Raw genomic sequence first — 25,549 nt, forward strand, 5'->3', positions numbered from 1 at the left:
TCCGCACAATCAAACGCTGATCACGAGCGTTGCGAGTGCTCAGGGCGACGTGGAGTTGTTGATATCGCCTGCCGCCTGCTGGACCGAAGCACCCTCGCCCGCGACCACAGTCTGAATCACGTGTGGTGCAGTCGGCCGTGGGTCCGACGGCGGTGTCCGGGCCTCGGCCTTCCGCACGTCCCTGCGGCGCTGCCACTCGGACAACGCGCCACCGAGCGCCGTCAGCACGACTGTCGCGATCCAGGCCCAAGGGTGGTGCCGTCCGTCGGTGGCAAGGTTCACCGCGATCGCGATCGCTGTCGCCACCGTCGTGGCAGCCGACGTCAGAATCCATCCGCGCATCTCAAGCCCTCCTCGTGCCGCGTCTCCCATCGTATCCGGATGACACCGTTGCGTGATTGAATCTGGCGCTACAGCCTGGCCGCCGGAGGTGAAGCGTGGACGACGACCGACCGACGATCCGGCAGTGGGCGTACGCGGCACCGAACGCCAAGATCAATCAGGCCGGCGGCGACATCATCGACATCACCATCGCCCCGAAAGACAGGCCCGGCCTCGTGTCGGTCGCGGCTCCCACTGGACGGCTGCCGGAACACCTTCGCGGCCGGGACGAGATCTCGGCCGAGCTTCTGGAGAAGGTTGTCGATTCGCCGGGCCACGCAGTAGTCCTGCACGGAACGGGCGGTAGCGGAAAGAGCTCCCTCGCGCTGTGGCTCGCGAGCAAAGCCGCAGCCCAGCAGAGGCTCGTCTGGTGGGTGTCCGCGGACGACGCACAGACGTTGTCCGAGGGACTCCGTGAAGTGGCGATCCAGGCCAAAGCGAATCCGGAGAAAGTCGCCATGGCATGGGCCGGGTACGGCAGCGCGCCCGACGAGCTCTGGAGAGCGTTGAACGCTTTCACGGGCCGATGGGTGCTGATTCTGGACAACGCCGACGACCCCGACGTCCTGGCCGGGGCAGGTCGGCTCTCGGAGGGCAACGGCTGGCTCCGAACGCCTCGATCCGACCACGGGCTCGTCGTCGTCACCAGCCGGCAGGGCAGCCCACGGACCTGGCCACCAGGCACAATCCTTCGCCCGGTGACGTCGCTCGAGCCGGCCGACGCCGGCCAGGTGCTGATGGACCTGGCCGGATCGCGGGCGGGCAGCCCCACGGAGGCCGAACGCCTGGGGAAACGTCTTGGTGGCCTGCCTCTGGCACTGCGGCTCGCAGGCAGCTACCTGGCATCCAGCGACGAGCGGCTGCTGGTGCCAGGGGCCGAAACTCCGCAGACCTTTGCCGACTACCTGGCCGCGCTCGACGAACGAGTCGGTGTGCTGGACGCTCTGCCAGGCGATCACGACGACCAGCGTCGAGAACGAGAGCTGATCTCCCGCACGTGGGAGTTGTCGCTCGACCTGCTGGAACGCCGCGGTCACCCGCTGGCACGCAAGTTGCTGCGGTTGCTGTCCTGTTTCGGTCAGGCGCCGGTTCCGGTGGACATGCTCGATGCGGAGCTGATGGCCGCGGCGCCGATGTGGGCGAAGATCACCCCGGAGTCCATCGCGCGGCTGCTCCCGGCCTTGCTCGACCTCGGTCTCGTCGATCGCGCCGAGCTCGACGGCCGGCAGGCGCTGAGCCTGCACCCTCTCGTCCGCGATACCAGCCGTCACCAGGCCGGTAGCGAGCTGGATGTAGACCAGCACATCTCCACAGTGGTCGAACTGCTCTCGGCCACGACCGACGGGTATGCGATGACGCCGCAGACGTGGCCTCGCTGGCAGGCCCTGGCGGCGCACGCCGAGTCCGCACTCGAGCTTTGCCGGGCGCAGCTCGACCAGGTCCCGCAGCCGGTCGTCGAGCGAGCGATCGCCATGGTTCGCCGAGCGGCAACATTTCGCAGGTACGTCCATGAAGCCGAGCAGGAAGCACTGGACGTCCGGGCGATCCTCGAGACGCAGCAACGAACATTGGGCGAACTGCACCCGGAGACACTCGCCACCCGCGCGGACCTGGCCCTGTTGCGGACGTCGCCGGCCCAGGCGGAGGACGAGTTGCGGGAGGTTCTCGATGTTCAACGGCGCGTCCTGGGAGAGCGACACGTCGACACACTGCGCACCCTGCACGCGCTGGCCGGACGCCGTCGTGATCGGGGCGAGTGGTCCGCCGCGGAGCAGACCTACCGGCACGCGCTGAAGATCCTCCGAGAGGATCACGGAACGGACTACGTCGGTACCTTGGCGGTCTGGCACGGACTCGCCCTCTCGCTGTCCAAGCAGGGCAGACTCGCGGAGGCGACGACAGAGTTCCGCGCCGCACTGGCAGCCCATCGCAGGGTCCTGGGACCGGAGCACGACAGCACACTGATCACCTTGGACGGATACGCGACGGTGCTCGCGCAGCAGCCGGAGTCGGTCGACGCCGCGGAACAGGAGTTCCGCTCCCTCGTGGAGGTCTGCTCGCGGAAGGGAGGGGACACATCCGAGGCCACGCTGGCCGCACGCCACGGTCTCGCGATCACGCTGCGACGCCAGGGCAGACATGCTGCCGCCAGAGCCGAATATCAAGCCGTCCTCGATCTTGCGCGGCCGCTCTGGGGTGACGAGGATCCGCGAATCCTGGCCTGCCGGGCCAATCTCGCCGGGCTGGACGCGCTGATGGGCGACACCGCATCGGCCGGGACCGAACTGCGAGACGTGCTGGCGATCGAGCGCCGCATGTACGGCGATGCGCATCCGAGCACGCTGCGGACGCGACTGGACCTCGTGCCCCTGATCGCGCAGGCTGACAGGGCGGCCGCAGCCTCCGAAGCGAACGACTTCATCGACCTCGCGTCGAGGACGCTGGGCCGCGAGCATCCGATGGTGCAAGAGGCGCAGCTCCTGCGGCGCGCGTTGACACAGGTCCCGATGTCGCGTCGCGACAGGAGGCGACAGGAACGGGCTGCAGCACGCAACAACCGACGACGTCGCTGACGCCGGCTCATCGACGGAGTGCGTACTGCTCAGTCGGACACTTCGGCCAAGCGCTTGGTCAGATACCGCCGCTCCGCATCGGTCGCAACGAGGTCGATCGCTTGCCGATACGCCACCGCGGCCTCGGCATAGCGTCCAAGTCGCCGCAACAGGTCGGCACGGGTGGCCGGGAGCAAGCGGTAGCCGGCCAAGGCGCCGGCAGCCAGCTCGTCCACCAGGCGGAGGCCGACGGCTGGGCCGTCGGCCATGCCTATTGCTACGGCACGGTTGAGGGCGACTACGGGCGTTTGTGGGAGTTGTGCGTAGAGGGCGGCGATCTGCGGCCAGTCGGTGTCGGCTGCGGTGCGGGCGGTGGCGTGGCAGGCAGCGATCGCGGCCTGGACCTGGTACGGGCCGGGTTCGCCGCGGCGCAGTGCGGAGTCAAGGAGGTCCACACCTTCAGTGATGCGCGTGTTGTCCCACTGGGTGCGGTCCTGTTCGTCCAGCGTGACCAAGGCGCCGTCCGGTGCCAGGCGGGTGTCCCGGCGTGCGTCGTGCAGCAGCATCAGTGCGAGCAGTCCAGCGGCCTCAGGTTCGTCCGGCATGAGTTGGACGAGCAGTCTGGCCAGTCGGATCGCTTCACCGCTCAGGTTGCTCCGGACAACGTCGGAGTACCCCTCGTTGAAGAGGAGGTACAGGACAGCCAGTACGGCGGGTGTCCGCTCCGGGAGGAGGTGTGCGGGCGGCACGCGGTACGGGATGCCGGCGTGCTGGATCTTCTGTTTCGCCCGGGTCAGGCGCTTCGACATGGTCGTCTCCGGCACCAGGAACGCCCGCGCGATCTCCGTCGTACTCAGACCGGCCAGTGTCCGAAGGGTCAACGCCACCCGTGCCTCCATCGCCAGTGCGGGATGGCAGCAGGTGAACATCAACCGCAGCCGGTCGTCCGGTACGTCGTACGGCGGCTCTGAGTCATGCGTCATCGCAGCCACCTCCTGCAGCTTCTGTGCACCCACTGCCTCGCGACGCAGCCAGTCGATCGCACGGTTGCGTGCGGTCGTGGTGAGCCACGCACCAGGCCGATCCGGTACGCCGTCCTTCGGCCACCGCTCCAGCGCCGCGGCGAACGCTTCTTGCGCGCACTCCTCCGCGAGCTCCCAGTCACCGGTGACCCGGATGAGAGTGGCGACCACCTGGCCCCACTCCTGCCGGTAGATCTCCTCGAACGTCACACCGGCCGTTCCAGCACGGGCGGTTCGAAGACCGGCCGGATCTCGATCGTCCCGTAGCCCGCCGCAGGGTGCTTCGACGCGATCTCGATCGCCTCGTCCAGGTCCGCGCAGTCGATCAGCACGAATCCGCCGATCTGCTCCTTCGTCTCCGCGAACGGTCCGTCCGTCAGCAGCAGCTCGCCCTCCCGCACCCGTACCGTGGTCGCCTCGTCCGGCGGCCGCAGCCCGGCCCCACCGGCCACGACCCCGCGAGACTCCATCTCCTCCGTCCAGCCGCCACACCCGTCATTGGCATGCGCAGCCGCCGACTCGTCGCCACAGATCATCAGCAAGTACTTCACGGTCCTCCTCCAGAGTGCCTTCACCCCACCGACGAACGGCTTCAGCGAGAACAGACACCCCTACCGTAGAAGACTCACCCCTTGCCCTGGCCGGTACGGCGTACCGGGTCTAGCGTCGATCCATAGTGGCGTGCCAATGGGAGGGGGCTGCGATGACAGGGCGGATCGTGCACTTCGAGGTTCCGTACGACGACGGCGACCGGGCGCGGGCGTTCTACCGCGAGGCGTTCGGGTGGAACCTGATGGAGATGCCCGACATGAACTACACGATGGCGTCGACCGGGCCGGTGGACGAGCAGTCCATGCCGGCCGAGCCGGGCTTCATCAACGGCGGGATGTTCCAGCGCACCGAGGATCTGAAGGGGCCGATGCTGACGGTCGACGTACCGGACATCGACGCGGCCTGGAAGACGATCGAGAGCCTCGGCGGCGAACAGGTCGGCGAGAAGGTGCCGGTCGGCGACATGGGCTTCGCGGGGTACTTCAAGGACCCGGAGGGCAACATTCTCGGTCTCTGGCAATCGGCCTGACCACTGGGCGTCACCGGGGCCGCCTAGACTGCCAAGAGATGTAGGGAGTGTGTTGGCTCCGGTGGCGTCCTCGGGAGGACTGAATGCCTGACCGTACTCAGACCATTGCGTATCCGGCACCCGGGTCGCGGCCCTCACGGCGGGACCCGGAGCCGTTGGCGCCGCATGTGATCGTGCTGTTCGGGGCCACCGGCGACCTCGCCAAGCGCAAGCTGCTCCCCGGCCTGGCGTACCTGCAGCAGTCCAAGTTCGCGCCGGACGTCCGGGTGATCGGGACCGCCACCGAGGACCTGAGCTGCGACGAGTTCCGTGACCGCGCGAGGAAGGCGGTCGAGACGTTCGGCACCCACAAGATGAGCGACCAGGAGTGGGCGCAGTTCGCGGAGCGGCTCGAGTACGTGCCGGTGACCGCCGGGCCGGAGGCGCTTGCGGCCGCGGTGAAGGCCGCCGAGGAGTTGCTCGGCCCGGACGCCTGCCGGCTGCACTACCTGTCGGTGCCCCCGAAGGCGGCGCAGGCGGTGATCGCGATGCTGCGCGATGCCGACCTGGTCGAACGCGCCCGGGTGGTGATGGAGAAGCCGTTCGGCGACGACCTGGCCAGCGCGATCGAGCTGAACGACTTCGTCCACGAGACGTTCGACGAGTCGCAGATCTTCCGGATCGACCACTTCCTCGGCAAGGAAGCCGCGCTGAACATCCTCGCGTTCCGGTTCGCGAACGGTCTGTTCGAGCCGATCTGGAACCGGAACTTCATCGACCACGTGCAGATCGACATCCCGGAGTCGCTCGGCCTGGACCAGCGCGCCACCTTCTACGAGCCGACCGGCGCGTTCAAGGACATGGTCGTCACACACCTGATGCAGGTGATGTCGTTCGTCGCGATGGAGCCGCCGACCGCCCTGGAGCCGCGGGCGATCTCGGAGGAGAAGAACAAGGTCTTCCGGTCGATGCTGCCGATCAACCCCGGCGACGTGGTCCGCGGGCAGTACTCCGGTTACCGCGGCGAGGAGGGCGTGGCGCCGGACTCGGACACCGAGACGTTCATCGCGCTGAAGGTCGAGATCGACAACTGGCGCTGGGCCGGCGTCCCCTTCTATCTGCGCACCGGCAAGAAGATGGCCGAGGGCCAGCGGATCATCTCGATCGCCTTCAAGGAGGCGCCGAAGACGATGTTCCCGTCCGGCTCCGGCGTCGGCTCGGAGGGCCCGGACCACCTGACCTTCGACCTCGCCGACTCGTCGCGGGTGTCGCTGTCGTTCTACGGCAAGCGGCCCGGTCCGGGGATGCGGCTGGAGAAGCTGTCGATGCAGTTCTCCACCCAGGAGACCGGCAGCGCGGGCGACGTACTGGAGGCGTACGAGCGGCTGATCCTGGACGCGATGCGCGGGGACCACACGCTGTTCACCACGGCCGAGGGCATCGAGTCGCTGTGGGACCGGTCCGCGCCGTTGCTCGAGGACCCGCCGCCGGTCAAGCCCTACCAGCCCGGCACCTGGGGACCGAACGCGATCCACCAGCTGATCGCCCCGCGCGCCTGGCGGCTGCCCTTCGAACGCGAGTGGCGCCAGGCCAAGCACTGACCCATTGCCGTCCCGTCGGCCGAGGCGCACTATCGATGGTGTGATGTAGGTCACGAACACCTCGGAGGGGCAGGAGGTGGGGGAATGACGGGGACCAAGACGCATCTCACTGGGGAACGGGCGCCGTGTGGGCGGCTCGGAGATGCCGACCGGAGCCAGGAAGACGACTTCGAGGGCTTCCGGCTCGACGACAAGCTGTTCGCCTGTGGGTGCCGGCAGATGCGGCACGAGTTCCACGACGGCAGCGTCCGGATCCGGACGGTGCGGCACGACGGCAAAGTGCTGATGGACGAGCACAGCGGCGATCACGAAGCCTGATCATGGCTGACTATCACGATGTGGTCGTGGTCGGAGGTGGCGGTGCCGGGTTGAGAGCTGCCATTGCGGTGGCCGAGACCAACCCGGCACTGCGCGTTGCCGTGATCTCGAAGGTCTACCCGATGCGCAGCCACACCGTGTCCGCCGAGGGCGGTGCCGCGGCCGTGGCCGCACCCGACGACACGCTCGACGAGCACGCGTACGACACAGTGTCCGGCAGCGACTGGCTGTGCGACCAGGACGCGGTCGAGGCGTTCGTCGCCGAGGCCCCTCGGGAGCTTCTGCGGCTCGAGCACTGGGGCTGCCCCTGGAGCCGGCAGCCGGACGGGAAGATCGCCGTTCGCGCGTTCGGCGGCATGAAGAAGAAGCGCACCTGGTTCGCGGCCGACCGGACCGGGTTCCACCTGCTGCACACGCTCTTCCAGACCGCGCTCTCCTACTCCGACATCGTCCGGTACGACGAGTGGTACGTCACCAAGATCCTGGTCGACGACGGACGCGCGTACGGCGTGGTCGCGATCGAACTGGCGACCGGGCGGATCGAGACCATCACGGCGAACGCGGTGATCCTGTGCACCGGCGGCTGCGGACGCGTCTTCCCGTTCACGACGAACGCCAACATCAAGACCGGCGACGGGATGGCGCTCGCCTATCGGGCCGGCGCCCCGCTCAAGGACATGGAGTTCGTCCAGTACCACCCGACCGGTCTGCCGTTCACCGGGATCCTGATCACCGAGGCGGCCCGGGCCGAGGGCGGGTGGCTGCTCAACAAGGACGGCTACCGCTACCTGCAGGACTACGACCTCGGTACGCCGACGCCCGAACCGGTCCTGCGGAACATGGAACTCGGCCCACGGGACCGGTTGTCGCAGGCGTTCGTCCACGAAATGGAGAAGGGCAACACGATCGATACGCCGTACGGACCGATCGTCAACCTGGATCTGCGGCACCTGGGGGCGAAGCTGATCGACCTCAAACTGCCGTTCGTCCGGGAGTTGTGCTCGAAGTACCAGAACATCGATCCGGTGACCGAGCTCGTCCCGGTGCGCCCGGTCGTGCACTACATGATGGGCGGGGTTCACACGGACATTCGCGGCGCGACCCCGCTCGAAGGCCTGTACGCCGCCGGCGAGGTGGCGTGCGTGAGCATCAACGGCGCCAACCGGCTGGGGTCGAACTCGTTGCCGGAGTGCCTCGTCTTCGGCAACCGGGCCGGCCGCGCCGCCGCGGTGTTCGCGGCTCGCTATCACCGCGAGGTGCCGTCGTCGATCGTCGCGCAGGGGCGGGACGAAGCGCGCCGGCTGGCGGCGGAGTTGGGCCGGCGGGTCGAGGGCCACCAGCGGATCGCGGACATCCGGACCGAGATGCAGGCCACGATGGAGAACGGCGCCGGGATCTACCGGGACGGCGACTCGCTGACCAAGGCCGCGCACGAGCTCGCGGAACTGAGACTGCGATTCCGGCATGCGGGGATCGACGATCACAGCACCAACTTCAACACCGAGCTGATCGCGTGGCTCGAACTCGGGTTCATGCTGGATGTTGCCGAGTGCATCATCGACAGCGCAGCGCTCCGGGAGGAGTCGCGTGGCGCGCACCAGCGGACGGACTTCCCGGCCCGCGACGACGAACGGTTCCTGGCGCATTCGCTGGTACGACGCCAACCGGACGGATCCAGCCGGGTCGGGTACCTCCCGGTGACGATCACCCGCTGGCCGCCGGGCGAACGGATCTACGGGAGATAGCGATGGCAACCGAGATCACGCTGGAGGTGGCCCGCTACCGGCCAGGAGTCGACAGCGAGCCGGTCATGCAGTCCTACCAGGTCCCGCTGCGGGAGCACTGGGCGATCCTGGACGGCCTCACCTACGTGAAGGACCACCTGGACGGCACCCTGTCGTTCCGGTGGTCGTGCCGGATGGGGATCTGCGGCAGCTGCGGTATGACGGTGAACGGCGAACCCCAGTTGAGTTGCGCGACCTTCCTCACCGACTACGCTCCCGGCCCGATCCGGGTCGAGCCGCTGCACAACTTCCCGGTCGTCCGCGACCTGGTGGTGGACATCGACGACTTCATGACCAAGCTGCCGAAGGTCAAGCCGTGGGTGGTCCGGGAGGTGCAGAGTCCGGTCGAGGAGGGCGAGTACCTGCAGACGCCGGAGGAGCTCGACGAGTACCAGCAGTTCAGCATGTGCATCAACTGCATGCTGTGCTACTCGGCCTGCCCGGTCTACAGCCTGGAGCCGGACTTCCTCGGCCCGGCGGCGATCGCCCTGGCACAGCGCTACAACCTCGACTCGCGCGACGAGGGTGCCGACGAGCGTCGCGACGTACTGTCTTCGCCAGAAGGGGTCTGGGCCTGCACGTTCGTGGGTGAATGCAGTGCCGTGTGCCCGAAGGGCGTGGATCCGGCCGGCGCGATCCAGCGCTACAAGCTGACGGCCGCGACACAGTCGATCAAGGAACTGCTGATGCCGCGGATTTCTCGGAGGCTGAATTCCCGGAGCCAGGGGTGAGCGTCTACCAGCGGCCGGTTCACCTGCTCTGGTGGCTCGAGCGCCGTGCGTATGTGCTGTTCGTACTGCGTGAGCTCAGCAGCGTCTTCGTCGCGTGGTTCGTGGTGTTCCTGCTGTTGCTGGTGAATGCGGTCAGCGACGGCACGGCGTCGTACCAGCGATTCCTTGACTGGAGCGGGCAGTGGTGGGTGGTGGCGATCAATGTGGTCGCGATGCTGTTCGTGCTGCTGCATGTGGTGACGTGGTTCGGTCTGGCACCGCGGGCGATGGCGATCAAGGTGCGCGGACGCCGAGTGCCGGCGCAGCAGATCGTTGCCGCGCACTACCTGGCCTGGTTGGTGTTGTCGGCTGCCGTCGCGTGGCTGGTACTGAGATGAACCACCGCCGCTCCTCCCCCGAACCCCTGCTGTGGATGCTGTTCAGCTCGGGCGGCATGGTGGCCGCACTGATGGTGCCGATCCTGCTGTTCCTGTTCGGCATCGCATTTCCCGTCGGTCTGCTGTCGGCACCCTCCCACGCACACCTGTACGCCGTACTGCACAATCCACTGACCCGCCTGGTGCTGTTCGGCCTGTGCGCGTTGGCGTTGTTCCACTGGGCGCACAGATTCCGCTACACCCTGTACGACGGTTTACAGCTCAAGCGGTACGCCGTACCGATCGTGGTGCTGTGTTACGGCGGCGCTGTTGTGGGATGTGTCATCGCGGCCGGACTGCTGCTGACGGTCTGACATAAGCTGCGGCGCATGCGGGAGATTGTGGTTGTCGGGGTCGGTGCGGGTGATCCGGAGCAGGTGACGATGCAGGCCGTGTCGGCGCTGAACCGCGTCGACGTGTTCTTCGTGCTGGACAAGGGCGAGGTCAAGCAGGAGCTGGTGGATCTGCGGTCGGAGATCCTGCGGCGGTACGCGACGTCGAAGGACTACCGGGTCGTGGTCGGGCAGGACCCGGAGCGGGATCGTACGACGTCGGCGTACGTCGAGGCGGTCGACGACTGGCGGCGGCGCCGGGCCGACGTCTGCGCGGACCTGATCGCGACCGAGCTCGGCGAGGACCAGGTGGGCGCGTTCCTGGTGTGGGGCGACCCGTCGCTGTACGACAGCACACTGGCGATCCTGGACGACATCCTTGCCCGCGGTGAACTCCTCTTCGAGGTCGACGTGATTCCCGGGATCAGCAGCGTGTCGACACTCGCCGCGCGGCACAAGGTCGGGCTGAACCAGGTCGGGCGCCCGATCCAGATCACCACCGGCCGCCGGCTCGCGAAGGAGTGGCCGGACGGGGTGGACGACGTCGTGGTGATGCTCGACGCGCAGACCGCGTTCACCGAGCATGTCGATCAGGACGCTGACATCTACTGGGGCGCCTACCTTGGTACGCCCGACGAGCTCCTGATCTCCGGTCCGCTCCGGGAGGTCGCACCCGAGATCGAGAAGGTCCGCGCCGAGGCCCGCGACCGCAAGGGCTGGATCATGGACACCTACCTGCTCAGACGTAGACCAAAGTCTTAATAGCTCTGGCCGCAGGACCGAAGTCGGGCCGTGGTGCTGTAGGCGACGCTCCTGGCATGAAGAGACTCTTGGTGAGTGTGGCGGCCGCGTTGGCGCCGGTAGGGCTGTTGGTGGGCCTGGCCGGACCTGGTGAAGCGGCGCAGCAGAACGTTGTACGGACTGATAGCGGGCTGGTGGCTGGTAAGACCGTCGGGGATGCGTTGGCGTACGACGGGATTCCGTACGCTGCTCCGCCCGTCGGGGCGTTGCGGTGGAAGGCGCCGCAGCCCGTGCAGGCTTGGACCGGCGTACGGGCGTCCAAGCCGGGCAGCGTGTGCGCGCAGCAGGCGAACTCCGAGGCGCCGGACGGCTCGACCGCCGAGGACTGCCTGTATCTGAACGTGACGACTCCCGCCAAGCCGTCCGCGAAACCACGGGCGGTCGTGGTGTGGATCCCCGGCGGCGGGTTCTTCTCCGGGGCCGGCAGCAGCTACGAGGCGTCGAAGTTCGCCGCCCGCGGTGACGTGGTGGTTGTCACGGTCAACTACCGCCTCGGCATCTTCGGCTTCTTCGGGTACCCGGGCCTGCCGGGCTCCGGCACGTTCGGTGTGCAGGACCAGCAGGCCGCCCTGCGCTGGGTGCAGCGCAACGCCGGAGCGTTCGGCGGTGACCCGCGCAACGTCACGGTCGCGGGTGAGTCCGCCGGCGGGATGAGTGTGTGCGCACAGCTGACCTCGCCGACCGCCACCGGCCTGTTCGCGAAGGCGATCATGCAGAGCGGCTCGTGCGCCTTCAACTGGGCCGACAACAGCCAGTACCCGGGTCAGGCCGCGGACTCCCCCTGGATCCCGGTCAGCCGGGTGCAGGCGAACGGCAAGGAGTGGGCCGCCGGCAAGCACTGCACGACGCTCGAGTGCCTGCGCGGCATGAAGGCCGACGTACTGGTGGACGACATGCTCCAGTTCACCCAGATCGGGTACGGCGGGAATCCCGTCGTACCGCTCAGTCCGGCGAAGGCGATGAAGGCCGGGCTGTTCCACCGGGTGCCGATCATCTCCGGGAACAACCACGACGAGGCGAACGGGTGGCTGGCCGCGTTCGGGGACATCAAGGACTACCCGGCGCTGGTGAAGAACATGGTCGGCGCGTCGAAGGCGGCTGAGGTACTGCGGCACTACCCGCAGTCGCGCTACGAGTCACCAGCTGCAGCGTGGGGTGCTGTGACCACGGACCGGATCTGGTCGTGCACCCAGGTCGCGACGGATCAGCAGGCGGCGCGCAAGGTCCCGGTGTACGCGTACGAGTTCGCCGACAAGCACTCCCCGATCGCTGCGCCCGGGCTGGGAGCCGCGCACGCTATGGAGCTCCCGTATCTGTTCCGGCTCGGCGGGTACGACTTCCCGATGTCGCAGACGCAGCAGAGGCTGTCGAACCAGATGATCGACTACTGGACGGCGTTCGCGCGGACCGGCAACCCGAACGGACCCGACCGGCCGCACTGGTCGCCGACCGGTGTACACGCCGTCGACGGGCTCTCACTCGCGCCGACGGACCAGGGCGGTATCAAGCGGGTCAATCTGACTGCTGAGCACCAGTGCGGGTTCTGGAGCGGCCTTTCCACACCCGCATGAAGACAGGCGACAACAGCAGCAGCAACATCGCGTAGAAGTGCACGCCTGGCACCAGCGACGCCAGGAGGTAGGCAAGCACGGTCAACCCGGTCAGCAGCAGAGAGCCGACAAGCTCCTGCTGCCCGATCGGGTTGTCCGGGCTCTCCAACTCCTTGTGACCACGGACCATCCACGTGAGCACGGACTGGCACACACTGAGCGCCAGGATCGTGCCGATGTAGAGACCGGCCGTGAACTCGTCGCTGTCGAAGGCACCGACGATCTCGGTCGGAAACGGCAGTACGACGATGGTGAGCAACCACAGCAGGTTCACCCGCATCATGGCCGGGGTGTAGGCGCGGATGTGCTCGAACAGCCGGTGGTGCCCCAGCCAGAAGCTCGCGATCACCACGAAGCTCAGCAGGAACGTGAAGATCTCCTGGCGGTGCTCACTGATCACACTGACCGCGTCACCACCCTCCGCCTTCACCTCAGGCACGAGGTCGACCAGCGGCAGCACCAGCAAGGTGATGGCGATCGCCACGACCGCGTCGGAGAACAGAACAAGGCGGTCGGGGTCTCTCGACATACTCACCCCTGCCACAGTAGCCGTCAGCGGGGGCTGGTCCGGAGCAGGCTGATCGACAGCAGGAGGGCTGCCAGTACGAAACCGGCCGCTGCGAGCCACGCGGCGCCATAGCCGTCACGTAATGCGAGCAGGTCGCCGGCACCTCCGGCGAGGCGGTGTGAGGTGGTGGATGCGGCCAGGGTGGCCAGTACCGCGGTGCCCACAGCTGCACCGGCTTGCTGGGCGGTGTTGTTGAGTCCTGAGGCCAGTCCAGCGTCGCTGACGTCCGCACCGGACATGGCCAGCATGATCGAGGCCGGGATGGCCACACCGATGCCGGCACCCATCACTGCAAGCACTGGTCCGACGTTGACGACGTACGAGCCGTCTACTGGTGCACGGCTGATCCAGAGCAGCGCCAGCAGGAAGACGACCAGTCCGGCGATCAGCATCTTCCGTGGGCCGAAGCGGACGGTGAGGCGCGGTGCGAGGGAGAGGGACATCAGCCCGTTCATGAGCGGCGCAGGCAGGAAGGCCAGGCCGGTGGTGAGCGAGTCGTAGCCGAGCACGCGCTGCACGTACAGGGCGGTGGTGAACTGGAAGCCGAAGCCGGCGGCGAAGAGCAGTACGACTACGCCGTTGGCGACCGTGAGTTGACGGCGCCTGAAGATGCGCAGGGCAAGCAACGGGTTCTTGATGCGCGACTGGCGTACGACGAACGCGGCCAGCAGCAGGAGCGAGGCAGCGGCCAGTACCAGCGTGCGAGTCAGCATCGCCTCCGGTTCAGCGGTCTGGACGATCGTGTAGACCCCCAGCGAGAGCCCTGCGGTCACCAGTACGGCGCCCAGTACGTCAGCACCGTTGGCGAGACCGAGTCCCGGCTGGTGCGCGAGGAGACGCACGGCGAATGCCAGTGCGACCGCACCGATCGGGACGTTGATCAGGAACGCCCAGTGCCAGCCGATGGTCTGAGTGATCACCCCACCGAAGATGAGCCCGATCGACGCACCGCTGGCGGCCGTGAAGCTGTAGACGCCCATCGCCCGCGCCTGCTCCCCCGGTGCCGGGTAGAGGCTCACGATCATGCCCAGGATCACCGCCGAGGCCAGCGCCCCGCCGACACCCTGCAGGAACCTGCCGGCGATCAGCACCTCCGCACTGCCCGCCACCCCGCACAACAACGACGCCGCGGTGAACAACCCGAGCCCCGCGACGAAGACTCGCTTGCTCCCGATCAGATCCCCGATCCGCCCCGCCAGCAGAAGCAGGCCGGCGAACGCGATCAGGTACGAGTTCATCACCCAAGCCAACCCCGCCTGCGAAAACCCCAACTCCGCCTGAACAGTCGGCAACGCAACCGTCACCACAGTCCCGTCCAAGATGATCATCAACTGCATCACGCACAGAACGACGAGCGCCTTCCCCGCGCCCGTACCCCACCGGCTCCACCACATCCGCAGCCACAGGTCCCTCCTCAGTCCGTTGGTGGAAAAGACCATAACAGATAGTTCCGTAACAGACGATCTTTTACCGATTGATCGTTGAAATTGAGCTGCCCCTTGCCCGGGGCCGCGGTTAGGGTCGCCAGGTGAGGGACGAGCCGACCGAAATCCCGCGGGACCTGGTAGCCGAGATCCTCGACGAGCACTGGGGCTTCCAGGCCGCTCAGGTGATCTATGCGCCGGTCGGCTTCGGCAGTCACCACTGGATCGCCTCCGACGCCGACGAGCCGCGCTGGTTCGTCACCGCGGATCGGGTTGGCTCCGACGGCGGGCGCGTGATCGAGGCGGCCATGCAGACGGCCAAGGAACTGGCCGACCGTGGCTACGAGTTCGTGGTGGCGCCGTTGCCGGATTCATCCGGTCGGCTGGTTCGCGAGGTGCTGCCGGGATGGACCCTGATGGTCCTGCCCCACCTGGAAGGATGGAGCACCGAAGACGGCGCGTGGGACGACCCGGCGGAGCGGGCCGAGATCGCACCGATCCTCGGCCGGTTGCACACTGCACCAGCCCCGGAAGCCTTGCAGTGCTGGGATTTCGCCGTACCAGGATGGGAGACCCTCTTCGCGGACCTCAACCGCCCCTGGTCCGCCGGGCCGTACTCCGAGCCCACACGGCTGCGGCTGGCCGGTGCGCGGGACTACGTGTCCAGCAGGCTGGAGCACTATGACGCACTGGTGCGCGAGATCGAGGCGTCGGACGACGCCTGGGTCGTGACACACGGCGAGCCGCACAGTGCCAACGTGCTCCGCACGGCTCACGGGGAGATGCGGCTGATCGACTGGGACACCGTGCGGCTGGCGCCGCGCGAACGCGACCTGGCCGCGATCCTCGGCGGTCCGACCGACGTACTCCCGGCGTACCAGTCGGAGGCCGGTGCGGTCAGCCCGCGGGCCGCGGCGCTGGAGCTGTTCGACCTGTGGTGGTCATTGGCCGAGATCGCCGAGTACGTCGAGTTGTTCCGGCAGCCGCACGTCGATTCGCAGGACAGCTTGAAGTCCTGGGAGACCCTGACGAAGTACCTGCCCGGTTGAGTCAGCTCGCGCGCTGGCGGGAGCGGCGTACCGGCTGCGCGGTGGTGGGCGTGGCCAGCGGACCGTCCACCAGGGCGGTGATGGACTCCACGAAGGTCTTGCGGTGCGGGGCGGCGAGGGCTTCGAGGGCCTCGGCATGGACGCGGTCGACGATCTGCTGGCCCGCGGCGGCGATCTCGGCGCCGGCGTCGGTGACGGCGATGATGCGGGCGCGGCGGTCGGTCGCGAAGGGCCGGCGTTCGGCGTACCCGGCCTTCTCGAGCGCGTCGACGGTGACGACCATCGTGGTCTTGTCCATGTAGGCCAGCTCGGCGATCTGGATCTGCGTACGTTCGGCCTCCAGTGCATGCCGCAGTACACACTGCATCCGCAGCGTCAGGCCGATCTCCGCCAGCGCCGCGGACAGCTGGGTCTCCAGGACGTGGCCGGCGTGCGTGAGGTAGCCGGTGAGGTCGGGGACGGTACGTTCCGGAAGCTGCGCCATACCTTCGAGACTAGCTCGGATCATCTACCCAGAGATCATCCCGAGCCGGATCATTCCTCCGGGCGCGGAAATGCGACGCCTTGCCGGGTGCCGAGCGCGCTGTCGCGAAACCGCGAGCTGTCCCGCGTCGCGGCACGTTGCCTGGAACGTATGACTGTTCTGACAACTCGGACCGCACCACGGACGATCCAGTGGTTCGCGGTCGGCGCGGTGACGCTGGGGATCTTCGCAATCGTCACCACCGAGATCCTCCCGATCGGCCTGCTCAGCCCGATCGGCACCGACTTCGCGCTCACCCCGGGCCGCACCGGCTGGCTGATGACAATGCCCGGCTTTGTCGCCGCTGTCGCCGCACCAGTCGTCACGCTCGCGACTGCTCGGCTGGACCGACGCCTCATGCTCTGCGTCCTCATGGTCCTGCTGGCGGTCGCGGGCTTCCTCGCAGCGGCCGCGCCGGTGTTCTGGCTCGAGCTGGTTGCCCGCTTCCTCGTCGGCCTGACTATCGGTGCCTTCTGGTCCATAGGCGCCGGTCTCGCCGGACGACTCGTCCCGGAGCGCTGGGCGCCGCGAGCGACAGCCGTCATCTTCTCCGCGGTCCCCCTCGGCTCGGTGCTCGGCGTACCTGCAGGGACGTTCGTCGGTGAGCTCGCCGGCTGGCGTACGTCGTTCGCAGCGCTCGGCGTTCTCGCTCTACTGGCACTACTCACACTGCGCACCACAGTGCCGCCACTGCCGCCGTTGCAGGTCACCCACGCCGCAGCACTCCGCAAGGCCTTCCACAGCAGTCGGACCGCTCTCGTCGTCACCTGCCTGATCGTCACGGCACACTTCGCGACTTACACCTACGTCACACCCTTCCTGCGCGAGGTCGTGCGCCCAGAGCTCATCGGCCTGTTCCTGCTCGTCTACGGCGCCGCAGGTCTGATCGGCAATGTCGTCGCCGGCCTGTGGGCAGCTCGCAGTCTCCTCACCACGTTCGCCACCTGTGCCGCGCTGATCGCCGCAGCGACGCTCCTGATGCCAATGGTTGGCCGCAGTACGGCGGGAGCGTTGCTGCTCCTCGTGGTCTGGGGACTCGGGTACGGCGGCGTACCGGTCTGCTCGATGAGCATGTTCGCCCAGGCCGTGCCCGAGTCACGGGAGGCGGCGACCGTCTGGTTCACCTCCTCGTTCCAGGCGGTGTTGTCGGCCGGGGCGCTACTCGGGGGGCTGGTGGTGGACGCGTGGTCGGTGCCGGTGACGATGGTGGCCGGAGGCGGGTGTGCGCTGCTGGCAGTCGGGTTCCTGCTGTGGGCCAGAACACACCAGGTTCGGGGGACGTAGCATCACGGCTGTGGCGAGGACTGAAGGCGATCGATGCCCTGGTGTGCTGGCAGTGCACCAAGCGGCAGACGGCGGTCTCGCACGCGTCCGGGTCCCCGGTGGACGGCTCACGGCGACGCAGCTCGACGTACTGCGTCTTGCTGCCGCTGAACTGGGTGACGGTCGGCTGGAGCTCACGTCGCGAGGCAACGTACAAATCCGTGGACTCCAGGCCGACAGGCCCCAGGACCTGTCGGACCGGCTCTTCGCAGCCGGTCTGCTGCCGTCGATCGCACATGAACGCGTCCGCAACATCCTGGCGTCACCACTCTCCGGTCTGGACCAGCAATCGAGGTACGACGTACTTCCTGTAGCCACTGCCCTGGACAGGGCACTGTGCGACCGCCCCGCACTGGCTGACCTGCCGGGACGGTTCCTGTTCGCGCTGGACGATGGACGCGGGGATCTGGCCGAGCAAGCGGCAGATGTGGCTGTGCGAGCGCTGGACGAGCGCACTGCCTTGCTGAGCCTCGGGACCCGCGCTGTGCGGGTTGAGTGGGACGTGGTGCCGGAGCTCATGCTGGCTGCGGCGGAGGCGTTTCTGGAGGTGCGCGACCAGGAGTGGCGGATCGCGGAAGTCGCTCGTGGTGAGCAGTTGGTCCTGGAGCGGCTTGGGTTGCAGGCGACTGAGGCGCTGCCGGCTGAGACGGCGCGGGTGGTCGCTGGGGTGCATGGGACTGCTCTCGTTGTCACGGTTCCGCTGGGGTGTCTGACGCAGGAGCAGGCTTCCGCGTTGGTGCGGGTTGGGGATGAGGTTCGGATCACGCCGTGGCGGTCTGTTGTGGTGCCGGCGGATAGCAGCGGGCTGGAAGAGGTCGGACTGGTGACCACACCCGATTCCATCTGGGAAGGTGTCACGGCCTGTGCGGGTCAGCCGGGGTGTGCGAAGGCATTGGCAGATGTACGCGCGGACGCGGCCAGAATGCAAGGTGGGATGGCGCACGTGGTTGGGCGGGGGCGGCGGGTGCACTGGTCGGGTTGTGAGCGGCGGTGCGGGAAGCCGGGCGCCGGATTCGTCGATGTTCTTGCGGTAGGCAACGGTTATCTGGTGGACGGGGAACGGGTGTGAGTTACGAGTACGAGCGGGACGGCGCGGAGATCTACCGGCGGTCGTTCGCGACGATCCGGGCCGAGGCGGCGCTCGACGGGCTTCCGGCCGACGTGGCACAGGTCGCCGTACGGATGATTCACGCGTGCGGGATGACCGACCTGGTCGCCGACCTGGCTTGGTCGCCGAACGTGGTGAAGAACGCCCGGACCGCGCTCCAGAACGGCGCACCGATCCTGTGCGACGCGCAGATGGTCGCGGCCGGCATCACGCGGCGACGGCTCCCGGCGGACAACGAGGTGATCTGCACGTTGCAGGACCCGCGAACAGTCGAGCTGGCGCAGCAGCTCGAGACCACCCGGAGTGCTGCGGCAGTCGACCTCTGGCTCGACCACTTGGAAGGCGCAGTTGTTGCTATCGGCAACGCGCCGACCACGCTCTTCCGCTTGCTGGAGGTCATCGCGGGCGGCGGTCCGCGGCCTGCGGCTGTGCTGGGCATCCCGGTCGGGTTCATCGGCGCGGCAGAGTCCAAGGAAGCCTTGGCGGCAAACCAGCTCGGGCTGGAGTACCTCGTCGTCCGAGGACGCCGGGGTGGCAGCGCGATCACCGCGGCCGCCATCAACGCGATTGCGAGTGAGGCAGAGTGACTGGTCGGCTGTGGGGGGTCGGGCTGGGCCCTGGTGACTCGGAGCTGGTGACGGTGAAAGCGGCTCGGTTGATCGGGGCGGCGGACGTGATCGCGTTCCACAGTGCGCGGCACGGGCGGAGCATCGCGCGGTCGGTCGCCGCGCCGTACCTGACACCCGGCCAGCTCGAGGAGCACCTCGTCTACCCGCTCACCACCGAGACGACCGACCACCCGGGCGGGTACCAGGGCGCGATGGACGACTTCTACGCCGACTGCGCCGCCCGGCTCGCAGCGCACCTCGACGCCGGCCGGGACGTGGTCGTGCTCGCGGAAGGCGATCCGCTCTTCTACGGCTCGTACATGCACATGCACAAGCGCCTCGCGGACCGCTACCCGTGCGAGGTGGTCCCCGGCGTCACCTCGGTCAGCGCCGCGGCCGCCGTACTCGGCCGCCCACTGTGCGAGCGCGACGAGATCCTCACCGTCCTGCCCGGCACCCTGCCACCCGACGTACTGGCGGACCGCCTCCGCTCCACCGACGCGGCCGCGGTGATGAAGCTCGGCCGCACGTTCGCCGGGGTCCGCGAGGCGTTCGAACTCGCCGGCCGCGCCGACGAGGCCTGGTACGTCGAACGGGCGACAACCGACGCCCAGCGCACAGCACCGCTCAACGAGGTCGACCCGGACGAGGTCCCGTACTTCTCCCTCGCCCTTCTCCCGAGCCCCGTCAACAACACCTTCGCCGCCCCTGTCACCAAGACCGCCACCGAAGGCTCCGTCACCGTCGTCGGCCTCGGACCGGCCGGCCCGGAGTGGATGACGCCGGAGGTACGCGCCGCGATCGCCGGTGCGGACGACGTGATCGGCTATACGACGTACGTCGACCGCCTGCCGGACCGGGCCCGTCAGCGTAAGCACGGCTCGGACAACCGCGTCGAGTCGGAGCGGGCCGCGTTCGCACTCGATCTGGCTCGTAAGGGCTCCACGGTGGTTGTGGTCTCGTCCGGTGACCCGGGTGTGTTCGCGATGGGCAGTGCGGTCACAGAGATCGCAGCAGAGCCGGAGTACGCCGATATCGCCGTACGGGTGCTGCCTGGCATGACGGCCGCGCAGGCGGTCGCCAGCCGGGTCGGTGCGCCGTTGGGACACGACTACTGCGTGTTGTCGCTCTCTGACCGGCTCAAGCCGTGGGAGGTGATCGCCCAGCGCCTGACCGCGGCTGCGCAGGCAGACCTGGCGATAGCGATCTACAACCCCGCCTCCAGGTCCCGCACCTGGCAGGTGGAGGCGACCCGTGACCTGCTGCTGCACCACCGCTCCCCCGGTACGCCGGTCGTGGTCGGACGCGATGTTGGCGGGCCGGAGGAGGCGATCACGGTGACAACACTGGCGGAACTGGATCCTCAAACGGTTGACATGCGGTGCCTGCTCCTGATCGGCTCGTCACAGACCCGTACTGTGCCCCGGCCGGCCGGCTCACTGGTGTTCACTCCGCGCCGATACCCGGCAACGGTGAGTGAGGACATCCCAGGAGTCGGTTAAATCAGCGCTCCAGCCGTGTCAGGTGCAGTGCGGACGGGTAGGGACCGCCCCGAACCGACCTGTGAGGAGCCTGCGGAGATGACTCAGCAGTACCCCGGCGACACCGCCACGATCACCACGCCCGCCGGCGACGCCAGCACGCAGCGGTACGAGGAGGCGCGCGCGGCCGCGAGCCGGGCGATGAGCACGATCGCGATCGACCCGGACCAGCCGCTGCGCACGCCCCCGGCCGCCGAGGCCGAGCCAGAGGTCGATCTGGACCTGCTGTCGTACCGCGGGTTCAAGTTCGGTGCGGCCTTCTTCGGGTGGCTGATCGCAATCTCGATGTCGGTGCTGCTGATGGCCGCCGTGGCCGCGGCCGCGCTCGGCACCGCCGAGATCCTGGACTACACCACCAGCGATGCGAAGGCGCAGCCCGGCGCGGCCTCGCTCACCGCGGCAGGGGTCACGATCTTCATGGTGACGCTCGCGTTCTACATCGGCGGGTACGTCGCCGGACGGCTGGCCCGCTTCGACGGCGGACGCCAGGGCTTCGGCGTCTGGATGATCGCTCTGCTCGTCGGAGCGCTCGCCGGCGGCGCCGGTTGGGTGCTGGACAGCCAGTACGGCCTGGTGGACGAGGTCAACTGGCCGAACGTCGCGCTCGCCGACAACACCCTCCTGCTCGGCGGCATCGCCGCAGCGGCCGCCCTGCTGATCCTGACGCTCCTGGCCGCGATCGTCGGCGGCAAGTCCGGCAGGCGCTACCACGACCGCATCGACGAGTTGCTGTAGAGGTCGCGGGACCTCTAAGTAAACAGACTGTCAGTTTCCGCGCTGGGTACCGGACAAGCACACGGGGCTTGTCCGATGAGGAGAAGCTGACATGACCCAGCAGCAACATCAGGAAGACACACGCGTCGACCGGCTCGGCCCGTCCGAGCTGTACGACGAGGAGGAGCGAGGCGCACCGCCCACCCGGGAACGGGTCCACAGGCGCTCCACAGGCGGCGGGACGTTCTACGGCTGGCTGGTCGCGATCGGTCTGACCGCGCTGCTGACCGGGATCGCCGGCGCGATCGCGGCAGCGGTCGACTACTCGGGCACCTTCGACTGGTACGACGCCATGAACAGCGCGAACACGGCCGGCACCATCGGGATCGTCTCCGGTGTGCTCCTGCTTCTGATCCTGGGGTTCGCGTACTACCACGGCGGATACGTCGCCGGACGGCTGGCGGGCTCCGCCGGCGCCCTGCACGGGTTCGGCGTCTGGCTGATCGGGATCGTCGTGACCGCAATCGTCGCCGTGCTCGCGGGGACGGCGGGTTCGCAGTACGACGTCCTGGACCGGATGAAACTGCCGTCGGTGCCGATCGCGGACCAGACACTGACCCTGGGCGGTCTGATCGCGGTAGGCGCCGCTGCGCTGATCACGCTGGTCGCGGCGGTGATGGGCGGAAAGGCCGGCCGGAGCCACGACGACATCGAGACCAGCGCCGACTGAGCCGCCCCGCGGCCCGCTGTGCTACAACGGGCAGTAACCAAAGGGGCCCATGTGGACCAGTTAACGCTCGGTGTCGTCGGTCGTTCCCGCAAGGAGAACGAGCATCGGCTACCGATTCATCCGCACCATTTCGAGCGGATCGACGAGGATGTGCGCCAGCACATCCTCCTCGAGACCGGGTACGGCGAGCGGTTCGGGATCTCCGACGAGTACCTGGCGAAATCGGTGGCCGGTGTCGTCGGCCGGGACGAGCTGATCGCGGTCGCCGACGTCGTGGTGCTGCCCAAACCGCAGCCCGAGGATCTCGCCGGGCTGCGGGTCGGGCAGACCCTGTGGGGCTGGCCGCACTGCGTCCAGGACGACGAGATCACCCAGCTCGCGATCGACCGGCGGCTCACGCTGATCGGGTTCGAGGCGATGAACCACTGGACCGCCGACGGCCAGTTCAGCCTGCACGTCTTCCACAAGAACAACGAGCTCGCCGGATACTGCTCCGTGCTGCAGGCGCTCGAGCTGATCGGCTCGACCGGCGACTACGGACGTCGGCTGCGAGCGGTCGTGATCGGCTTCGGCGCGACCGCCCGAGGAGCCGTCACCGCGCTGAACGCGCACGGCATCCACGACGTCGACGTCCTCACCGGCCGTGACGTGGCCGCCGTCGGCTCACCGATCCACTCGGCGCGGATGGTCCAGTACGACCAGGACGAGGTCGATCCCGGCGCCGCCCTCGATCCGCGCCGCAGTCACGCGCTGGCCGACGAGGGCCGGGTGCCGCTGGCCGGGTTCCTGGCCGAGCACGACGTGGTCGTGAACTGTGTGCTGCAGGACCCGAACGCGCCGCTGACGTTCCTGATCGAGGAGGATCTCGCGCACTTCGCGCCGGGCAGCCTGATCGTCGACGTCTCCTGCGACCTGGGCATGGGGTTCAGCTGGGCCCGGCCGACCGGGTTCGACGACCCGACGTTCGTGGTCGGCGACAACATCACGTACTACGGCGTCGACCACAGTCCGTCGTACCTGTGGAACTCGGCGACCTGGGAGATCAGCGAGGCCCTGCTGCCGTTCATCCGCACGGTGCTCGAAGGTCCCGCCGCCTGGCACGCCGACCCCACCATCAGCCGGGCGATCGAGATCGAGGCCGGCACCATCCGCAATCCGGACATCCTCTCCTTCCAGCACCGCTCCCCCGAGCACCCGTACCCACGTCTCGCCGCGGATCGGTCCGATCCGGCTTCCGGGTGACGCTGGCCGCGGGCACAAGCGACCGTCAAGCTGGGCGGCATGTCACGGACCGCGCTCGTCGTCGGAGGAACGAGCGGGATCGGTGCGGCCGCGGTACGGCGGCTCGCCGCGGACGGACTGCACGTCGTCGCGGTGGGCCTCGGTGCGGGTCCTGAGCAGGTCGAGCTGGATCTGCGGATCGACGGCTCGGTGGAGGAGCTGATCGGGTCGCTCGAGCGTCTCGACGTACTGGTCAATGCTGCCGGAATCATCCGGAGAGGTGACGAGCACCGGCCGGACGTGTTCCGGGACGTGGTCGAGATCAACCTGACCGGCGCGATGCGGGCAGCCGAGGCTGCGCACGACCTGCTCGCCGTGAGCGAGGGCTGCATCGTCAACGTGGCGTCCATGCTCAGCTACTTCGGTGGACCGCTCGTTCCGGCGTACAGCGCCTCCAAGGGCGGGATCGTGCAGCTCACCAAGTCGCTGGCGGTCGCGTGGGCCGCGGATGGGATCCGGGTGAACGCGGTCGCGCCCGGCTGGATCGCCACCGACCTCACCGCCGCGCTGCAGTCCGACCCGGTCGCCTCCGACCGGATCCTGTCCCGTACGCCGATGGCCCGGTGGGGCACGCCCGACGAGGTCGCGGGCGTGATCGCCTTCCTGGCCGGCCCCGACGCGGGCTTCGTCACCGGCGCCGTCGTACCGGTCGACGGCGGCTATCTGAGCATGTGAGGAGAACCCGATGATCCCGGTATCCGCAGGTGTCCCGGCGGAGATCGCCGTGCAGGCGGTCCCCGACGACGAGCGGCTCTGGGTGCCGCAGGCTCCCGGCGTGTGGTTCCGGCCGCTGATGCTGAACACGGTCACCGGCCAGTGGTGCAACCTGCTCAAGGTCACCCGGGCCGGCATCGTCTCCCGGCACCGGCATCCGAGCGCAGTCTTCGGCTACGTGATCAAGGGCCAGTGGCAGTACGACGAACACGACTGGGTCGCCGACGCCGGCTCGTTCGTGTACGAGCCGCCCGGGGAGATCCACACGCTCCGCGTCCCGGAGGAGTGCACCGAGATGATCACGTTCTTCAACATCTCCGGGGCGATGATCTACGTCGACGAGGCCGGCAACCAGACCGGCTACGAGGACACGTTCACCAAGATCCAGCTCTGCCGGGACCACTACGGCGCCAACGGCCTCGGCGCCGACTACGTGGACCAGTTCATCCGCTGAAGCACCTCGACAACCTTCCGCAGCGCTGGGGACTGCGGTCGGTCGCGCCGGGTGAAGAGCGCGACCTGACGCTCCACCCCGGCGTCGTGGATCGGGATCAGACGGACCCCGTCGAGGTTCGCGGTCGTCACAGCCAGTTCGTTGGTGACGCCAACGCCGAGGCCGTGGCGGACCAGCGACAGCAGGGTCTGCGGCTGGTTCGTGCGGAAGGCGGACTCCGGGCTGAGGCCCTTCTGCGCGAAGGCCAGGTGGGACTCGAACTGTCGGGGCCCGTCGCTCTCGCCGATCGAGATCAGCGGCAGTTCGGCCAACTGCGCCAGGGTGACCGACGGGCAGGAAGCCAGCGGGTGGTTCTCGGGGAAGACGGCGGTGAGCGGTTCGCGCCAGAGGATCTCGTGGGTGAGGGACTCGTCTGCGACGAGCGGATGCACCGGGCGGATCGCGAGGTCGATGTCTCCGCGGACCGGGGCGGCCTCCAGGTCCACACTCGGCCCTTCGACCAGCAGCAGGCGGATGCGGTCCGGAAGGCGTCGTACGACCTGCGGGAACAGCCACGCCGCAGCACTCGGGTAGGCGCCGAAGCGGACGGCTCCCCCGGCGGACAGGTTCTGCACGCGGCGCAGGATCTCCTCGGCCTGCGGGAGCAGCGCGCGGCCCTCGGGAGTGAGGCGGGGCGGGTGGGCCGTGCGGTCGAAGAGCTGTACGTCGAGCGCGCGTTCGAGCTCCGCGACATGCTCGCTGATCCGGGACTGGCCTCGGTACACCGCCTTCGCGGCGGCGGAGAACCCGCCGTACCGCGCGACGGCGACGAAACTGACGATCCAGTCCAGCTTTACGCCGTACATCGCGCCGAGATCCATGGTCGTCCACGGTAGCCGGGAAGACCCCGACCTGGTCCGGCGTT

27 protein-coding genes are annotated in these 25,549 nt (G+C 68.2%); 20 read left to right on the plus strand and 7 right to left on the minus strand.

Annotation, left to right across the window (positions count from 1 at the left end):
• Nucleotides 1-39 precede the first annotated feature (39 nt).
• Nucleotides 40-342 carry a hypothetical protein gene (locus EV137_RS39255; RefSeq protein ID WP_134010591.1) on the minus strand — a complete coding sequence of 101 codons (303 nt, stop codon included), beginning with the start codon at nucleotides 340-342 and terminating at the stop codon, nucleotides 40-42.
• Nucleotides 343-437: 95 nt separating this feature from the next.
• Here EV137_RS39255 and EV137_RS39260 point away from each other — a divergent pair, with 95 nt between their 5' ends.
• A complete protein-coding gene (locus EV137_RS39260) occupies nucleotides 438-2,954 on the plus strand; it encodes a tetratricopeptide repeat protein (protein ID WP_134133192.1) in 2,517 nt (838 codons plus the stop codon).
• Nucleotides 2,955-2,983: 29 nt separating this feature from the next.
• Here EV137_RS39260 and EV137_RS39265 read toward each other — a convergent pair whose 3' ends face one another.
• Together EV137_RS39265 and EV137_RS39270 are read right to left on the minus strand one after the other, a co-directional pair.
• The gene (locus EV137_RS39265; RefSeq protein ID WP_134133194.1) at nucleotides 2,984-4,165 is read right to left on the minus strand and encodes an RNA polymerase sigma factor; all 1,182 of its coding nucleotides are present in this window, start codon (nucleotides 4,163-4,165) and stop codon (nucleotides 2,984-2,986) included.
• The gene (locus EV137_RS39270) at nucleotides 4,162-4,506 is read right to left on the minus strand and encodes a YciI family protein (protein WP_133788012.1); all 345 of its coding nucleotides are present in this window, start codon (nucleotides 4,504-4,506) and stop codon (nucleotides 4,162-4,164) included. The genes EV137_RS39265 and EV137_RS39270 overlap by 4 nt, the downstream gene beginning before the upstream one ends.
• A 152-nt stretch (nucleotides 4,507-4,658) precedes the next feature.
• Between EV137_RS39270 and EV137_RS39275 the strand changes: the two genes are divergently transcribed.
• The 9 genes from EV137_RS39275 to EV137_RS39315 all read left to right on the plus strand — a co-directional run bounded on the left by EV137_RS39275 (nucleotide 4,659) and on the right by EV137_RS39315 (nucleotide 12,569).
• Nucleotides 4,659-5,036 carry a VOC family protein gene (locus tag EV137_RS39275; RefSeq protein ID WP_134010585.1) on the plus strand — a complete coding sequence of 126 codons (378 nt, stop codon included), beginning with the start codon at nucleotides 4,659-4,661 and terminating at the stop codon, nucleotides 5,034-5,036.
• Nucleotides 5,037-5,119: 83 nt separating this feature from the next.
• A complete protein-coding gene (gene zwf, locus EV137_RS39280) occupies nucleotides 5,120-6,616 on the plus strand; it encodes a glucose-6-phosphate dehydrogenase (protein ID WP_134010583.1) in 1,497 nt (498 codons plus the stop codon).
• 84 nt (nucleotides 6,617-6,700) lie between these two features.
• Complete coding sequence (locus tag EV137_RS39285) at nucleotides 6,701-6,934, plus strand: hypothetical protein (RefSeq protein WP_134010581.1); 234 nt, start codon at nucleotides 6,701-6,703, stop codon at nucleotides 6,932-6,934.
• Nucleotides 6,935-6,936: 2 nt separating this feature from the next.
• Nucleotides 6,937-8,679 carry a fumarate reductase (quinol) flavoprotein subunit gene (frdA, locus tag EV137_RS39290; protein ID WP_134133196.1) on the plus strand — a complete coding sequence of 581 codons (1,743 nt, stop codon included), beginning with the start codon at nucleotides 6,937-6,939 and terminating at the stop codon, nucleotides 8,677-8,679.
• Between the two features lie 2 nt (nucleotides 8,680-8,681).
• The gene (locus EV137_RS39295) at nucleotides 8,682-9,449 is read left to right on the plus strand and encodes a succinate dehydrogenase/fumarate reductase iron-sulfur subunit (RefSeq protein WP_134133197.1); all 768 of its coding nucleotides are present in this window, start codon (nucleotides 8,682-8,684) and stop codon (nucleotides 9,447-9,449) included.
• Nucleotides 9,446-9,826, plus strand: coding sequence for a succinate dehydrogenase/fumarate reductase transmembrane subunit (locus tag EV137_RS39300; protein ID WP_134133198.1), 381 nt, complete (start codon nucleotides 9,446-9,448; stop codon nucleotides 9,824-9,826). Before EV137_RS39295 ends, EV137_RS39300 begins: the two co-directional genes overlap by 4 nt.
• Nucleotides 9,808-10,179 carry a fumarate reductase subunit FrdD gene (gene frdD / locus EV137_RS39305; RefSeq protein WP_238175859.1) on the plus strand — a complete coding sequence of 124 codons (372 nt, stop codon included), beginning with the start codon at nucleotides 9,808-9,810 and terminating at the stop codon, nucleotides 10,177-10,179. The genes EV137_RS39300 and frdD overlap by 19 nt, the downstream gene beginning before the upstream one ends.
• Nucleotides 10,180-10,194: 15 nt before the next feature.
• The gene (gene cobF / locus EV137_RS39310; protein ID WP_134133201.1) at nucleotides 10,195-10,959 is read left to right on the plus strand and encodes a precorrin-6A synthase (deacetylating); all 765 of its coding nucleotides are present in this window, start codon (nucleotides 10,195-10,197) and stop codon (nucleotides 10,957-10,959) included.
• 56 nt (nucleotides 10,960-11,015) lie between these two features.
• The gene (locus EV137_RS39315) at nucleotides 11,016-12,569 is read left to right on the plus strand and encodes a carboxylesterase/lipase family protein (RefSeq protein ID WP_134133202.1); all 1,554 of its coding nucleotides are present in this window, start codon (nucleotides 11,016-11,018) and stop codon (nucleotides 12,567-12,569) included.
• Here EV137_RS39315 and EV137_RS39320 read toward each other — a convergent pair.
• Both EV137_RS39320 and EV137_RS39325 read right to left on the minus strand, forming a co-directional pair.
• On the minus strand, nucleotides 12,511-13,137 hold the full coding sequence (locus EV137_RS39320; RefSeq protein ID WP_238175866.1) for a TMEM175 family protein: 627 nt from the start codon (nucleotides 13,135-13,137) through the stop codon (nucleotides 12,511-12,513). The genes EV137_RS39315 and EV137_RS39320 overlap by 59 nt on opposite strands.
• 23 nt (nucleotides 13,138-13,160) lie before the next feature.
• Entirely contained in the window at nucleotides 13,161-14,615 is a 1,455-nt protein-coding gene (locus EV137_RS39325; protein ID WP_202871344.1) for an MFS transporter, read from the minus strand.
• Nucleotides 14,616-14,704: 89 nt separating this feature from the next.
• Here EV137_RS39325 and EV137_RS39330 point away from each other — a divergent pair, with 89 nt between their 5' ends.
• Nucleotides 14,705-15,649, plus strand: a complete 945-nt coding sequence (locus EV137_RS39330; protein ID WP_134133204.1) for a phosphotransferase — start codon at nucleotides 14,705-14,707, stop codon at nucleotides 15,647-15,649.
• Between the two features lies 1 nt (nucleotide 15,650).
• On the opposite strand, the gene EV137_RS39335 is transcribed toward EV137_RS39330, so the two are convergent.
• Nucleotides 15,651-16,133: a MarR family winged helix-turn-helix transcriptional regulator gene (locus EV137_RS39335; RefSeq protein ID WP_134133205.1), complete on the minus strand. Its 483-nt coding sequence runs from the start codon at nucleotides 16,131-16,133 to the stop codon at nucleotides 15,651-15,653.
• Nucleotides 16,134-16,283: 150 nt separating this feature from the next.
• Here EV137_RS39335 and EV137_RS39340 point away from each other — a divergent pair, with 150 nt between their 5' ends.
• From EV137_RS39340 to EV137_RS39380, 9 genes are all read left to right on the plus strand, one after another.
• Nucleotides 16,284-17,456, plus strand: coding sequence for an MFS transporter (locus EV137_RS39340; RefSeq protein ID WP_134133206.1), 1,173 nt, complete (start codon nucleotides 16,284-16,286; stop codon nucleotides 17,454-17,456).
• 10 nt (nucleotides 17,457-17,466) lie between these two features.
• Complete coding sequence (locus tag EV137_RS39345; RefSeq protein ID WP_238175860.1) at nucleotides 17,467-18,564, plus strand: ferredoxin-like domain-containing protein; 1,098 nt, start codon at nucleotides 17,467-17,469, stop codon at nucleotides 18,562-18,564.
• A complete protein-coding gene (locus tag EV137_RS39350) occupies nucleotides 18,561-19,190 on the plus strand; it encodes a precorrin-8X methylmutase (RefSeq protein ID WP_134010561.1) in 630 nt (209 codons plus the stop codon). The genes EV137_RS39345 and EV137_RS39350 overlap by 4 nt, the downstream gene beginning before the upstream one ends.
• A complete protein-coding gene (locus EV137_RS39355; RefSeq protein WP_134133208.1) occupies nucleotides 19,187-20,713 on the plus strand; it encodes a precorrin-2 C(20)-methyltransferase in 1,527 nt (508 codons plus the stop codon). Before EV137_RS39350 ends, EV137_RS39355 begins: the two co-directional genes overlap by 4 nt.
• 78 nt (nucleotides 20,714-20,791) lie before the next feature.
• On the plus strand, nucleotides 20,792-21,487 hold the full coding sequence (locus EV137_RS39360; protein ID WP_134133209.1) for a hypothetical protein: 696 nt from the start codon (nucleotides 20,792-20,794) through the stop codon (nucleotides 21,485-21,487).
• Nucleotides 21,488-21,578: 91 nt separating this feature from the next.
• Nucleotides 21,579-22,196: a hypothetical protein gene (locus EV137_RS39365; protein WP_134133210.1), complete on the plus strand. Its 618-nt coding sequence runs from the start codon at nucleotides 21,579-21,581 to the stop codon at nucleotides 22,194-22,196.
• A gap of 51 nt (nucleotides 22,197-22,247) precedes the next feature.
• Nucleotides 22,248-23,438 carry a N(5)-(carboxyethyl)ornithine synthase gene (locus EV137_RS39370; RefSeq protein ID WP_134133212.1) on the plus strand — a complete coding sequence of 397 codons (1,191 nt, stop codon included), beginning with the start codon at nucleotides 22,248-22,250 and terminating at the stop codon, nucleotides 23,436-23,438.
• A 39-nt stretch (nucleotides 23,439-23,477) separates the two neighbouring features.
• Nucleotides 23,478-24,152 carry an SDR family NAD(P)-dependent oxidoreductase gene (locus EV137_RS39375; protein WP_134133213.1) on the plus strand — a complete coding sequence of 225 codons (675 nt, stop codon included), beginning with the start codon at nucleotides 23,478-23,480 and terminating at the stop codon, nucleotides 24,150-24,152.
• Nucleotides 24,153-24,162: 10 nt separating this feature from the next.
• Nucleotides 24,163-24,645: a 2,4'-dihydroxyacetophenone dioxygenase family protein gene (locus EV137_RS39380; RefSeq protein WP_134133214.1), complete on the plus strand. Its 483-nt coding sequence runs from the start codon at nucleotides 24,163-24,165 to the stop codon at nucleotides 24,643-24,645.
• Here the strand turns inward: EV137_RS39380 and EV137_RS39385 are convergent.
• Nucleotides 24,621-25,505: a LysR family transcriptional regulator gene (locus EV137_RS39385; RefSeq protein ID WP_134133215.1), complete on the minus strand. Its 885-nt coding sequence runs from the start codon at nucleotides 25,503-25,505 to the stop codon at nucleotides 24,621-24,623. The two genes, EV137_RS39380 and EV137_RS39385, sit on opposite strands and share 25 nt — an antisense overlap.
• Nucleotides 25,506-25,549: the final 44 nt, after the last annotated feature.

This window comes from Kribbella pratensis, from assembly GCF_004366075.1.
Classification (GTDB): Bacteria; Actinomycetota; Actinomycetes; order Propionibacteriales; family Kribbellaceae; genus Kribbella; species Kribbella pratensis.